This is a genomic window from Bacillus sp. B28 (assembly GCF_029536185.1).
Classification (GTDB): Bacteria; Bacillota; Bacilli; order Bacillales; family Bacillaceae; genus Bacillus; species Bacillus halotolerans.
The window spans coordinates 3,378,289-3,391,460 of sequence record NZ_CP120511.1 but is presented as its reverse complement, the minus strand read 5'-3'; the positions used below and the strand labels follow the sequence as shown (position 1 = coordinate 3,391,460).

The window sequence follows — 13,172 nt, the reverse complement described above, 5'->3', positions numbered from 1 at the left end:
AAAATCATGTCAAAGCTTGAAAAAAAGCACGTTACAAAAGCGAAGTTTATGCTCCACGGAGGAGACTACAATCCTGATCAGTGGCTGGATCGGCCGGATATTTTGGCCGACGATATAAAGCTGATGAAGCTTTCCCATACCAATACGTTTTCTGTCGGCATTTTTGCATGGAGTGCGCTTGAGCCGGAGGAAGGTGTATATCAATTTGAATGGCTTGATGATGTTTTTGACCGTATCCACAGCATCGGCGGCCGTGTCATTTTAGCAACGCCGAGCGGAGCGCGTCCTGCCTGGCTGTCGCAAACCTATCCTGAAGTGCTGCGGGTCAATGCCTCCAGAGTGAAACAGCTGCACGGCGGACGGCATAACCACTGCCTGACGTCCAAGGTCTATCGCGAAAAAACGCGGCACATCAACCGTTTATTAGCAGAAAGATACGGCGGTCATCCGGCGCTTTTGATGTGGCATATTTCGAATGAATATGGAGGAGAATGCCACTGTGACCTATGCCAGAACGCCTTCAGAGAGTGGCTGAGAATCAAATATGACAATAGTCTCAAGGTATTGAATAACGCCTGGTGGACGCCGTTTTGGAGCCATACATTTAATGACTGGTCACAAATTGAAAGCCCTTCCCCGATTGGAGAAAATGGCTTGCACGGCCTGAACTTAGACTGGCGCCGGTTCGTCACGGATCAAACCATTTCGTTTTATGAAAATGAAATCATACCGCTGAAAGAGCTGACGCCGGACATTCCGATAACAACGAATTTTATGGGTGATACACCAGATTTGATTCCTTATCAGGGTCTCGACTACAGCAAATTTGCAAAGCATGTGGATGTTATCAGCTGGGATGCTTATCCTGTGTGGCACAATGATTGGGAAAGCACAGCAGATTTGGCGATGAAGGTCGGCTTTATCAATGATCTGTACAGAAGCCTGAAGCAGCAGCCCTTTTTATTAATGGAGTGTACGCCTAGCGCGGTCAATTGGCATAACGTAAACAAAGCGAAACGCCCGGGCATGAACCTGCTTTCATCTATGCAAATGATTGCCCACGGATCAGACAGCGTCCTCTATTTCCAATTTCGAAAATCACGAGGATCATCGGAAAAACTGCATGGGGCGATTGTGGATCACGACAACAGCACAAAGAACCGCGTCTTTCAAGAAGTGGCAAAAGTCGGGGAGACATTGGAACAGCTGTCTGAAGTCGTTGGAACGAAGAGACCGTCTGAAGCTGCTATTTTGTATGATTGGGAAAATAACTGGGCGCTTGAGGACGCTCAGGGATTTGCAAAAGCGACAAAGCGTTATCCTCAAACACTGCAGCAGCATTACCGCACATTCTGGGAACAGGATATCCCGGTCGACGTCATTACAAAAGAACAAGATTTTTCAGCGTATAAGCTGCTGGTCGTCCCCATGCTGTATGTAATCAGTGAAGAAACCATTTCGCGATTAAAGAAGTTTACGGCTAACGGCGGAACCTTGGTGATGACGTATATCAGCGGAATCGTCAACGAGCATGACTTAACGTACACAGGCGGCTGGCACCCAGACTTGCAAACGATATTTGGAATTGAGCCGCTCGAAACAGATACGCTGTATCCGAAAGACCGAAATGCCGTCAGCTACCGAAACCAAACGTATGAAATGAAAGATTATGCAACGGTGATCGAATTGAAAGCCGCAACGGCAGAGGGTGTGTATCAGGATGACTTTTATGCGCATACCCCTGCGGTTACAAGCCATCAATATGAACAAGGAAAAGCGTATTTTATCGGTGCGCGTTTAGAGGATCAATTTCACCGGGATTTTTATCAAGGTTTGATAAAAGAACTGTCTTTATCTCCGGTTTTTCCGGTTAAGCATGGAAAAGGCGTCTCCGTTCAGGTGAGACAGGATCAGCACAATGACTATATCTTCATCATGAATTTTACGGAACAACAGCAGCTGGTTTCGTTTGATAAGCGTGTGAAGGATATCGTTACTGGTGAAATGCTTTCAGGAGACCTGATCTTGGAAAAATATGAAGTGAGAATTGTCGTGAACTCACATTAAGGTGTGCCTCCGCTCTATATGGGCGGGGTGTTTTTTGAAATCGCTTACGTGAGAGGGTGGAAATATGAAAGGCAGAATCATCATGCTGTTAGCCGCTGTCATCGTCTGGAGCGGGATCGGAAGTTCGCCGGGATATGCCGCCGCAGAGGAGGAGAAATATGTGTCAGAGCTACAGGCAAATGACCTTTTTGTTAAAAAGGTAGCGGGCATGAACAATGACTTTATCAAAGGAGTTGACGTGTCGAGCATTATTGCTTTAGAAAACAGCGGTGTAACCTTTTACAATGCAAGCGGGAAACGTCAGGACATCTTTACAACCTTAAAGCAAGCAGGCGTCAACTATGTCCGCGTCCGCATTTGGAATGACCCGTATAACGCTTATGGCAATGGTTATGGGGGAGGCAATAATGATGTTCAAAAAGCCATCCAAATCGGAAAAAGGGCAACCGCGAACGGGATGAAGCTGCTGGCAGACTTTCATTATTCCGATTTCTGGGCAGATCCTGCAAAACAGAAGGTGCCAAAGGCTTGGGCGAACTTAAGCTTCGAAGCTAAGAAAGCGAAGCTCTATGAATTTACAAAACAAAGTCTGCAAGCCATGGTCAAGGAAGGCATTGATATCGGTATGGTACAGGTCGGAAACGAAACAACAGGAGCATTTGCCGGGGAAACGGATTGGGAGAAGATGAGTCAATTATTCAATGAAGGAAGCCGGGCAGTCAGGGAAACAAATCGTGACATATTGGTCGCGCTGCATTTCACCAACCCAGAAACGTCGGGACGATATTCATATATTGCTGAAACCCTCAACAAAAACAAAGTCGATTATGATGTATTTGCCAGCTCCTATTATCCATTCTGGCACGGTACGTTACACAATTTGTCCTCCGTGCTGAAAGCTGTTGCAGATACGTACGGCAAAAAAGTCATGGTGGCGGAAACGTCATACACCTATACGGCTGAAGACGGAGACGGACATGAAAACACAGCGCCTAAAAGCGGTCAGACGCTGCCATACCCGATTTCAGTGCAAGGCCAGGCAAATGCCGTAAGAGATGTGATGGACGCAGTGGCAAAGACAGGAACAGCCGGATTGGGCGTTTTTTATTGGGAACCTGCGTGGATTCCGGTCGGCCCGAAGACGCAATTGGAGAAAAATAAAACGATATGGGAAACATATGGTTCCGGATGGGCCTCCAGCTATGCAGCCGAATACGATCCTGAAGACGCAGGTAAGTGGTATGGAGGAAGTGCAGTGGATAATCAAGCTTTGTTTGATTTGAACGGACATCCGCTGCCATCCTTACAGGTATTCAGATACGCGGAAACAGGCCATATCCCGAAAAAATAATGAAAATCCATGAGGTGTAACAACGCATTGTTATCTCTCATGGATTCTTTTATTTTACATCTACTAAAATAAAACACTCATCATCGTTTTTGGGCTCAGCTTGGAGAGATGAGAGGATTTTGTTTTTCAGTTCAGCTAAAGGCAAATCAGGATGATTCTTTATTAAACGGTGTAAATAACATGATGCCGTCGGGTCCATCACACCGTCTGTATACAGAAGCAGCCTTCCGCCGCGAGTATAGTGAAGGCTGCTTGACTGAAACACCGCTTCTTCAAACATCCCAATCGGCGGTGCGGTTGCGTCCAGCGTTGATTGGGTTCCCTCGGCATCCTGCCATAATGCGGGCGGGTGGCCCGCGTTGACATAATCAATTCTTTGCCGGTCTGTATCAATGATGAGGCAAATAGCGGTACAGTAATGTCTTGCTTCCTCGTCGTTTTGAAACAAACTGTGAAGATGGTAGTCTAGTTCCTTCATGACTTTTTCGGGACTGATCCCTTGTGTCATTAATCGCTGGAATAAAGGATGGAGGGACATCGTAACTAATGCAGAAGAAATGCCGTGTCCCATCACATCAAGGAGGATCAAGCCGTAGCGGTGCTGATCGATTTGATAAAATCCATATAAGTCGCCTGATAAGTCACTGGATGCTTTATAATACGAATCAATCTGAATTTGATCATTCAAGATCGGCTCGGTCAATGAATTTTCTTGAATCTTTCTGGCGAGTTCAAGCTCTCTTTTTGTATTCGATCTGAATTGCTGATTTTGCTTATTGATCGCAAGAAGCTCTTCTTGCTTCACCTTCAGCGTCTGCAAAGCAATTTCCAACTCCGCATTTGCTTTCTGTTTGGCGAGCAATGCTTCCTCGGCCGCGTTTCTGGCAATCAGCAGCTCATTTTCATATTCGTTTCGCTTCCGCATCGGAATAACAACGCATTCTGTTACAGCGGCTTCCTGATCCGCTCTCCGTACAGCGTTTATAAGGAAGGGGATTTCTTCCCCATTGTTTGTTTCCAGGGAGATGTACATTTCCTCAATGTGTTGTTCCAGCTGCAAAAGCGGAACAAAATAAAGCTGATAAAAAAGCTTTGCAGGAACGGTTAAAAGAGCATTGATATGCTGACCGATCACCTGTTCCGATTCATAATCAAGAATCTTAAGCAAGGTGTGATTGACAGCTAAAATTGTACCCTCTTCTGATAAAGTAAGGAAACCGCATGGTGCATGATTCAATTGTTGATCCATTCAGAGGGTCACCTCTATCCCTTTCGTTCCTAAATCACGTATGCGTTCAAATAATCGCTGATCAGCTGTATCGTCTCTTCGGGATGGCTCATATGCGGGCAGTGCCCTTGAGCCTTCATCTGTTTCAGTGTGCTGTAAGGGAGATGCCTGTGCATATACTCACCTACTGCCGACGGTGCAATGACATCATTCGAACATTGCAGAATAAGTGAAGGTACGGTCGCCTTTGAAAGATCCCTTCGATGATCTGAAAAAAACGCCGCATTCGCGAATTGCCGTGCAATGATAGGATCAGTAGAACAAAAACGGCTTTCCAGCTCTTCCTTAATTTCTGGCCGATCTGGCTGATTCACTACGGTTGCCGCAAAAACGGTTGCCCAGCCTATGTAGTTTTTCTCCATCATCTCTATTAACCCAAGGAGCTGCTCTTCCTCAAAACCCCCGTAATACTCAGGCGGATCATTTAAATAGCAAGGAGAAGGCCCCACCATAATCAGGTGTGAAAAAAGCTCGGGACGTCGTAATGATGCAAGCATGCCAATCACAGCCCCGACAGAATGCCCCACAAACACGGCTTTTGACAGACCTAAAGCTTCACAAACATCCAGAACATCCTGGGCATAGCCGTCAAGTGTGCGGTAACGATCCATATCATATGCGTACAAATCAGAATTTCCCGCACCTACGTAATCAAATAGAATCAGCTGGTATTCGTCTTCAAAGGCAGGAGCCACCGCATTCCACACGCTCTGATCACACCCGAAACCAGGTGCAAATACAATTGGTGTTGTGCCGTTCCCCCTCACTTTCACATGATTCCTAGTTAAAATAGCTTGATCCATAGTCGGCTCCTTTCAGCCAAAACGACATGAAGATTACTATGTATATCATACCACTTCAAGGCGTGAATTGCGGGCTTTCTATGAAAGTAAATAGGCGTCTTGCAGAAAGAGGACATGCGGCATAGAGAGCTGGATTGATTGGAAGATGTAGCGGAAGGATTGCCTAGGTGCCGGATATAATATAAAGCGGTAATATCATCTGAATGACACAAATGACATTTGTCATCTCAAATCATGACACCCCTTACTAAAATCATCTGATCCGGTATTTTACAATCAATGTAAGCAATCAGGAGGTGCTCATAAAATGAATGAGGTTGTGTCAGTAAGAAATGTCACAAAACATTTTCAGCAAAAAACAGCAGTGAAGAACATTCATTTAAGAAATCATCCAAAAACTGAATGCGAAAAACCGGACAGAAGCGGCTAGTATTGCTGAGGAGAAAGGATGGATTTAATGAGGAACCTGGTTAATCATACATAACCAGGTTCCTTTTTATTTACAGGTTTATTTTTGGCCGACTTATTTGTCCATCCGCAAAGCTTGTACTATACACCAGTGTTATGGAATATGTCAGGTTCAGCGTTCATCGGTGCTTTTTTGTTTGAAACCCTTTTGCGCTAATGAGAGGAGGCGCGGGTTGGATCGTCCTTCTCAGGGTTCTTTCATTCCTCTATCTCTTTGTGAAAACATATAAGAAATACGCAGGAACATTAAAAAGCAGTATCAGCCCTTTTGAACGCTCTGTCCTATGTACAGGCGTTTTTTTATTGCTGAAATCATTAGAAAATGCTTTCAATTTTGTGTCCAAATAGTGTACGATATTGGTAAAAGCTTTAACTTCAGGTCATCAGATGACCGGATCATATATTGGGGATGAGAGAGGGGTTCATCATGAAAGTCTCACTTTTTGTCACTTGTCTTGTTGATATGTTTCAAACAAACGTAGGAAAAGCAACGGTAGAGCTGCTTGAGCGGCTCGGATGTGAGGTTGATTTTCCGGAGGGGCAGATCTGCTGCGGCCAGCCGGCTTACAACAGCGGTTATGTCAATGACGCCAAAAAAGCAATGAAACGAATGATTGAAACGTTTCAGGAGTCAGATTATGTCGTCAGTCCATCCGGTTCCTGCACCACAATGTTCAGGGAGTATCCGCATCTGTTTAAAGATGATCCGAAATGGGCGGATAAAGCGCAGAAACTGGCGGATAAAACGTATGAATTAACAGATTTTATCGTCAACGTCCTTGGGGTAGAGGATGTCGGCGCGACCCTTCATAAAAAAGCGACCTTACATACGTCATGCCATATGACGAGGCTGCTCGGCGTATCGGAGGAGCCGATGAAACTGCTGAGCCATGTGAAGGGGCTTGAATTCACGTCACTTCCGGGGAAACACAACTGCTGCGGATTCGGAGGAACGTTCTCTGTTAAAATGGCGCAGATTTCTGAGCAGATGGTTGATGAGAAAGTCGCATGTGTGGAGGAAACGGGAGCAGAGGTGCTCATCGGCGCTGACTGCGGCTGTTTGATGAATATCGGGGGACGGCTCGGCCGAAAAGACAAGAATGTCAAAGTGATGCACATCGCCGAAGTGCTCAACAGCAGATAACACTGGATACAGAGGGGGAAAAGGATCATGGCGATGAAAATCGGTACTGACGCTTTTAAAGAGCGGGTATCACAGGGGATCGATAATGAATTTATGAGGGGCGCTGTTTCGGGTGCGCAGGAGCGTCTGCGGACGAGACGGCTGGAAGCAGCCGAAGAGCTGGGAAACTGGGAAGAATGGCGTTTGTTATCTGAGGAGATCAGACAGCATGTCCTTGAAAATCTTGATTTTTATTTGGAGCAGCTTGCATCCAATGTATCAAGCAGAGGAGGACACGTTTATTTTGCTGAGACAGCTGAAGAAGCATCCTCTTATATCCGCAGGGTGATTCAAAAGAAAAACGGAAAAAAAATCGTAAAGTCTAAATCTATGGTGACAGAAGAAATCAATCTGAATGAAGTGCTGGAGAAGGAAGGCTGCGAAGTCGTCGAAACCGATCTCGGCGAATATATTTTGCAGATTGATGATCACGACCCGCCGTCACATATTGTGGCGCCGGCTCTTCATAAAAATAAAGAGCAGATTCGCGATGTGTTTAAGGAAAGACTGGATTATAAACAGACAGAAAAACCGGAAGAGCTCGTCATGCATGCGCGCGGCATCCTCCGGAAAAAATTTCTGGAAGCCGATATCGGCATTACCGGCTGCAACTTTGCCATTGCCGACACGGGTTCAGTCAGCCTTGTAACCAATGAAGGAAACGGGCGGCTTGTCACGACATTGCCGAAAACACAAATCACTGTCATGGGAATGGAGCGCATTGTCCCGTCTTTTTCCGAATTTGAAGTGCTTGTCGGCATGCTGACAAGAAGTGCTGTCGGACAGCGGCTGACGAGTTATATTACGGCCTTAACCGGACCAAAACTGGAAGACGAAATCGACGGCCCGGAGGAATTCCATCTTGTCATTGTTGACAATGGCCGGTCCAACATTCTCGGCACCGAATTTCAGTCTGTGCTGCAATGTATCCGCTGTGCTGCCTGTATCAATGTCTGCCCTGTGTACCGCCATGTCGGCGGACACTCATACGGCTCGATTTACTCGGGGCCGATCGGGGCCGTTTTATCGCCGCTGCTCGGCGGTTATGACGATTATAAGGAGCTGCCGTACGCGTCAACACTGTGCGCGGCTTGTTCTGAAGCCTGCCCGGTCAAAATCCCGCTTCATGAGCTGCTTCTCAAGCATCGTCAGAACATCGTCGAAAAAGAAGGCAGAGCGCCGATCAGTGAAAAGCTTGCGATGAAAGCGTTCGGTCTTGGGTCTTCCTCTTTGTCGCTTTATAAAATGGGCTCAAAATGGGCGCCGGCCGCCATGACGCCTTTTACAGAGGACGACAAAATTTCGAAAGGGCCCGGCCCGCTAAAAGGCTGGACGCAAATCCGCGACTTCCCGGCACCGCATAAATCAAGATTCAGAGACTGGTTTACAGACAGAGAAACAAGTGAACGCACGAAGGAGGAGCAGTGATGACGAAGGGAACCATTCAGAATCAAGAGAGCTTTTTAAACCGGATCGCGTCACGCCTTGGCCGAGACAGAAGAACGGGTGGCGTGGCCGTCCCTGAGTGGGCGCATCAGCCGCAATATAAAACATTTGAAGGGTATTCGGCCGATGACTTAGTCACGGTGCTCAAAAACCATTGTGTCAAAATCCATACTGAGCTGATTGAGACGGATTCAACCGGTTTGTACGATGCCTTGCGCGAACAAGTCAGCCGGTTTTCCGGAGGGCCTGTCATCATTCCGAAGGACCCCCGGTTTGAGGCTTACGGTTTACATAGCCTGCTCACCAAAGACTGGCCTGGTGAAGGAACGCAAGTCTGGGAATGGGATGCTGACCAAGGTGAAGAAAATATCAAAAAAGCGGAGCAAGCCAATGTGGGGATTACATTCAGTGAAATCACACTGGCCGAGTCGGGTACGGTTGTCCTTTATTCTTCAAAAGACATCGGCCGCTCTGTCAGTCTTCTGCCGACAACTTATATTGCCATTGTGCCGAAATCAAGCATAGTGCCGAGAATGACACAAGCCAGTGATATCATTCGGAAAAATATGGCTGACGGGATCACGGTTCCCTCATGCATTAACTACATTACAGGACCGAGCAACTCCGCCGACATCGAAATGGATTTGGTGGTCGGTGTTCACGGTCCGGTTAAAGCGGCTTATATTCTCGTATCTGACCGCTGATCTAAAAAAGCCCGGCAACTTATGCCGGGCTTTCTGCTTGAAAAAACTTCATTTTCCAAAAATTTGGCCGATGAGAAGAATATGACGTGAAAAAGGAGGGAACGAAATGAAAAAATGGCTGATCATAGCTGTTTCACTAGCGATTGCGATCGTTCTGTTTATGTATACAAAAACAGAAGCAAAGGCGGCCAGTATGACATTAGGCTATACAACCGGGGATACGGCATCATACAATTCTCTTACGAAGTACCATAAATATATCAGCTCCATTGCCACTGATACGTTTGCGTTTGATAAAAACGGACGTGTGATTGGCGATGTCCCGAGCAAGCAGCTTACATACGCGAAAAAAAATAAAATCAAAACGTGGGCCGTCATTTCCAATTATAATGACGCTATTTATGACTTTGACGGAAACTTAGCGAATCGGGTCATGACTGACAAAACAGCGAGAAAACGATTCACAGACCAGCTCATTTCTTTGGCAAAAAAGCACCACTATTACGGAGTCAATATTGACTTTGAGGCAGTTAATCCGAAAGACCGTTCTGCATACTCAAGCTTCATTCAATATGTCTCACAAGCTCTGAAAAAGAAACATATCAAAACAATGGTTTCCGTTCCGGCCAAAAGCGCCGATGATAAAAACGATGACTGGAGCTGGCCGTATGATTATGCGAAAATCGGGAAATATGCCGACTATGTGCAAGTCATGACTTACGACGAACACGGCATTTGGGGCGAACCGGGCTCAGTGGCAAGCACAAGCTGGATCAAGCGCTCGCTGCAGTTTTCTGTCAAAAAAATCAAAGCAAACAAAGTGATCATGGGGGTCCCTGCGTACGGCTATGATTGGGATCTGAAAGACGGAAGCAGCAGCTCAGCGAAGGAATGGAATGACATCAAGTCCCTCATTAAGAAGCAGAAAGCAAAGCCGGCGTTCAATAAAAAAACAGGTTCTATGACGTTTTCTTACACTGACAAAAAGAAACATAAACATGTCGTTTGGTATGAAAATGAAAAAACAATCGAAACAAAAAGCCGTCTGGCGAAACAATATAAAATAGCCGGTGTCTCTGTCTATGCTTTAGGACACGAATCGGAATCCTTCTGGAAGTCCATTCAGAAAGGGACAAAATAACAATTTCTTTTTTCTCGCAAGTTATTGACAGAGAAAACAGAAGCACGTATATTATGTTAATATATTCAGATCATAAAATTTAAGTTTTTCAGAAAACTAAAACACATAGATTGGGAGCAGTAAAAGAAAGGTATCAGAACAGAGAGCTGCGGGATGGTGCGACGCAGCCTGATTCTTCTTTGAACTCGCCCGGGAGTGGTAGGACGAAACGGAATAGATTGAATATTCCCCATGTTTTAACGGCTAACCTTCGTTACAGGGTCAAAAAGCTGGATTCTTCTAGGAAGGATCAACAAGAGTGGTACCGCGGTCAGCCGAAGGCTCGTCGTCTCTTTATCTATTCGTATAGATAAGAGACGGCGGGCTTTTTTGTTTTTGAAGACGAGAAGGAGAGGAAAAAGAGGATGAAAAAGGACAATCAGACGTTAAAACGCACGATGACGTCCCGCCATATTATGATGATGGCGCTGGGCGGAGCAATCGGAGCAGGTTTATTTAAAGGAAGCAGCTCGGCAATCGATGTGGCAGGGCCATCGGTCATTATCGCATACCTGCTCGGCGGCATTATTTTGCTGTTTATAATGCAGGGGCTCGCAGAAATGGCTGTGCGCAACCGAAATGCGAGAACCTTCCGTGATCTTGTGCAGCAGGTGTTAGGAAATTACGCTGCATATTTCTTGGACTGGATCTACTGGAAAATGTGGGTGCTTAACATTGCGGCTGAGGCTGTTGTAGCTGCGATCTTTATTCAATATTGGCTGCCGGGCTGTCCGATCTGGGTGCTGGCATTAGCAATTTCTCTAGTTGTTACGATTGTGAACTTGCTTTCTGTAAAAATCTTCGCCGAAACTGAGTATTGGCTGGCTATGATCAAGATTACCGTTATTGTTATCTTTATTTTATTAGGATTGCTGCTCTTATTTGTATCATTCGGTGATCACACAGCGGCCGGGTTTTCGAATCTGACAGAGCACGGCGGATTTTTCCCGCACGGAGGCACCGGGCTGATCACAGCCATGCTTGTCGTCATCTATTCCTATGGCGGTACAGAAATTATCGGTGTGACGCTGGCTGAGACAAAAAATCCGGAACAGGTTGTCCCGAAAGCAGTCCGCAGCACATTAACACGCATTGTCGCGTTTTACCTGCTGCCGTTTTTCATCATTGTCAGTCTGATCCCGTGGAATCAAGTGAATTCAGTTCCTGAAAGTCCTTTTGTGATGGTCTTTAAAATGGTAGGCATTCCGGGGGCAGACCATATCATGAATGCAGTCATCCTGCTTGCCATCATTTCCTCTATGAATTCAGGTTTATACGGATCGTCCCGCATTTTGTATACACAGGCAACTGACGGAAGACTGCCGCGTATCTTTTCTAAGCTTTCATCGAAAAACGTCCCGATGTTTGCGATACTGATGTGCACTTCTTCTTTATATATTGGTGTATTGATTTCTCTGTTCGCCGGAAGCCAGACATTTAATTACTTAATGGGGTCACTGGGATATACAGTCTTATTTATTTGGCTGATCATCGGATTGGCCCATTTGAAATCAAGAAAACATCAAACAGAAACACCAGCTTATTATGTAAAGTGGTTCCCATACACCACATGGTTTGCGATTCTGGCATTACTCGCCATTTTGATCGGGGTCATCATGACAACGTCAATTGTCATTACCATCATTACTGCGGCGATCTACCTTTTGATTACGATTGCGTATTTGGTCAAAGGACGCAAGCACCAGTAAATAAGAAAACTCTTGTCATTAGACAAGAGTTTTTTTAATGGGCAGCCTTCTCATTTACACCGAGCGCAGCCGCTTTCTGAGCCTTTGATTTTGTATTGACGAGGCAAATGCTTGTGACAATCAGAACAAGGCCTGCCAAGAGGCTGACGGTTAACGGCTCATGCAGGAAAATCGAGCTGGCCACGATGGAAATGAGCGGAATCAAAAAGGTGTAGGAAGCGACCTTGCTTGCTTCTCCAGAACCGACAAGGGTAAAAAAGACAAGCCATCCAAGCGCGATGACAAACACTGAGATGAACAGCAGACTGACGACAAACGAGACTGTCCATTGGATCGCGGAAAAGCTCTCTGTCCAGAAGCCGGATACGAGCAAAAATACGCTGCCGATTGTCAGCTGTAAGGCGACCATCCAGATGGAATCGACGCGGCTGCCTGTTCTTTTCATAAATACTGTTCCGAGTGCCCAGCTGAGTGCGGAACCCAGAGCCAGCAGAACCCCTATGACAGAAATATGACCGCCAAAGCCCGCGGCACTGATGACAGCAACTCCGGCAAAACCGAGCACAAGCCCGATCACTTTCAACGTAAACATGGATTCGCCGAGCCACATCCAAGAAAAGACACCCATCAGCACCGGCTGAAAGAATACGATAGCTGAAAAGAGACCAGCAGGAAGATAATTCAGCCCAATCGTTTGCAGGCCGTAGAATAACGTAATATTTAAAAGAGCAGAAACAAGATAAATCGGCCACGTCTCTTTAAAACGCAGTTTATGAATACGCGGCAATGCGACAATCACTAATAAAAGCCCGCCGATCAGCGTCCGGATGCCCGCAAACAATAAAGGCGGCGAATAGGCGAGCGCGGCTTTCGACAGCGGCCAATTGACCCCCCACATGATAACGAGAAAGGCGAGAAGGAGCGCTGTCCGCGTTTTTGATAGCTGCTTCACTTTTGATCACTCCTTGTAGAA

The 13,172-nt window shown here is 46.1% G+C and carries 10 protein-coding genes, 1 pseudogene and 1 other annotated feature; of the genes and pseudogenes, 8 read left to right on the top strand and 3 right to left on the bottom strand.

The window, feature by feature from the left end; translation table 11 throughout:
• The first annotated feature begins 3 nt into the window (after positions 1-3).
• Together P3L57_RS16935 and ganB are read left to right on the top strand one after the other, a co-directional pair.
• Positions 4-2,067, top strand: coding sequence for a beta-galactosidase GanA (locus tag P3L57_RS16935; protein WP_083244498.1), 2,064 nt, complete (start codon positions 4-6; stop codon positions 2,065-2,067).
• Positions 2,068-2,131: 64 nt separating this feature from the next.
• The gene (ganB, locus tag P3L57_RS16930) at positions 2,132-3,418 is read left to right on the top strand and encodes an arabinogalactan endo-beta-1,4-galactanase (RefSeq protein ID WP_069486902.1); all 1,287 of its coding nucleotides are present in this window, start codon (positions 2,132-2,134) and stop codon (positions 3,416-3,418) included.
• A 49-nt stretch (positions 3,419-3,467) separates the two neighbouring features.
• Here ganB and rsbP read toward each other — a convergent pair whose 3' ends face one another.
• Both rsbP and P3L57_RS16920 read right to left on the bottom strand, forming a co-directional pair.
• On the bottom strand, positions 3,468-4,667 hold the full coding sequence (rsbP, locus tag P3L57_RS16925; protein WP_069486903.1) for a phosphoserine phosphatase RsbP: 1,200 nt from the start codon (positions 4,665-4,667) through the stop codon (positions 3,468-3,470).
• A gap of 29 nt (positions 4,668-4,696) precedes the next feature.
• Entirely contained in the window at positions 4,697-5,509 is an 813-nt protein-coding gene (locus P3L57_RS16920) for an alpha/beta fold hydrolase (protein WP_069486904.1), read from the bottom strand.
• A 383-nt stretch (positions 5,510-5,892) separates the two neighbouring features.
• Between P3L57_RS16920 and P3L57_RS16915 the strand changes: the two are divergent.
• From P3L57_RS16915 to P3L57_RS16890, 6 genes and pseudogenes are all read left to right on the top strand, one after another.
• A pseudogene (locus tag P3L57_RS16915) lies at positions 5,893-5,967 on the top strand (DNA-binding response regulator); the annotation flags it as partial.
• Between the two features lie 437 nt (positions 5,968-6,404).
• Positions 6,405-7,121: a lactate utilization iron-sulfur protein LutA gene (lutA, locus tag P3L57_RS16910; protein WP_024122905.1), complete on the top strand. Its 717-nt coding sequence runs from the start codon at positions 6,405-6,407 to the stop codon at positions 7,119-7,121.
• Between the two features lie 27 nt (positions 7,122-7,148).
• The gene (lutB, locus tag P3L57_RS16905) at positions 7,149-8,588 is read left to right on the top strand and encodes a lactate utilization iron-sulfur protein LutB (RefSeq protein WP_069486905.1); all 1,440 of its coding nucleotides are present in this window, start codon (positions 7,149-7,151) and stop codon (positions 8,586-8,588) included.
• The gene (lutC, locus tag P3L57_RS16900; RefSeq protein WP_059334939.1) at positions 8,588-9,310 is read left to right on the top strand and encodes a lactate utilization protein LutC; all 723 of its coding nucleotides are present in this window, start codon (positions 8,588-8,590) and stop codon (positions 9,308-9,310) included. Before lutB ends, lutC begins: the two co-directional genes overlap by 1 nt.
• 106 nt (positions 9,311-9,416) lie before the next feature.
• A complete protein-coding gene (locus P3L57_RS16895) occupies positions 9,417-10,451 on the top strand; it encodes a glycosyl hydrolase family 18 protein (protein ID WP_069486906.1) in 1,035 nt (344 codons plus the stop codon).
• Positions 10,452-10,548: 97 nt separating this feature from the next.
• Positions 10,549-10,787: a binding site (T-box leader), on the top strand.
• Between the two features lie 68 nt (positions 10,788-10,855).
• The gene (locus tag P3L57_RS16890) at positions 10,856-12,199 is read left to right on the top strand and encodes an amino acid permease (protein WP_044159165.1); all 1,344 of its coding nucleotides are present in this window, start codon (positions 10,856-10,858) and stop codon (positions 12,197-12,199) included.
• A gap of 34 nt (positions 12,200-12,233) precedes the next feature.
• Here the strand turns inward: P3L57_RS16890 and P3L57_RS16885 are convergent, their stop codons facing one another.
• Positions 12,234-13,151: a DMT family transporter gene (locus tag P3L57_RS16885; RefSeq protein ID WP_106295719.1), complete on the bottom strand. Its 918-nt coding sequence runs from the start codon at positions 13,149-13,151 to the stop codon at positions 12,234-12,236.
• Positions 13,152-13,172 lie beyond the last annotated feature (21 nt).

Excerpts from the sequence above, each read along its gene's own strand:
- ganB (WP_069486902.1), top strand. The coding sequence starts at position 2,132 with ATGAAAGGCAGAATCATCATGCTGTTAGCCGCTGTCATCGTCTGGAGC.
- rsbP (WP_069486903.1), bottom strand. The coding sequence starts at position 4,667 with ATGGATCAACAATTGAATCATGCACCATGCGGTTTCCTTACTTTATCA.
- P3L57_RS16920 (WP_069486904.1), bottom strand. The coding sequence starts at position 5,509 with ATGGATCAAGCTATTTTAACTAGGAATCATGTGAAAGTGAGGGGGAAC.
- lutA (WP_024122905.1), top strand. The coding sequence starts at position 6,405 with ATGAAAGTCTCACTTTTTGTCACTTGTCTTGTTGATATGTTTCAAACA.
- lutB (WP_069486905.1), top strand. The coding sequence starts at position 7,149 with ATGGCGATGAAAATCGGTACTGACGCTTTTAAAGAGCGGGTATCACAG.
- lutC (WP_059334939.1), top strand. The coding sequence starts at position 8,588 with ATGACGAAGGGAACCATTCAGAATCAAGAGAGCTTTTTAAACCGGATC.
- P3L57_RS16895 (WP_069486906.1), top strand. The coding sequence starts at position 9,417 with ATGAAAAAATGGCTGATCATAGCTGTTTCACTAGCGATTGCGATCGTT.
- P3L57_RS16890 (WP_044159165.1), top strand. The coding sequence starts at position 10,856 with ATGAAAAAGGACAATCAGACGTTAAAACGCACGATGACGTCCCGCCAT.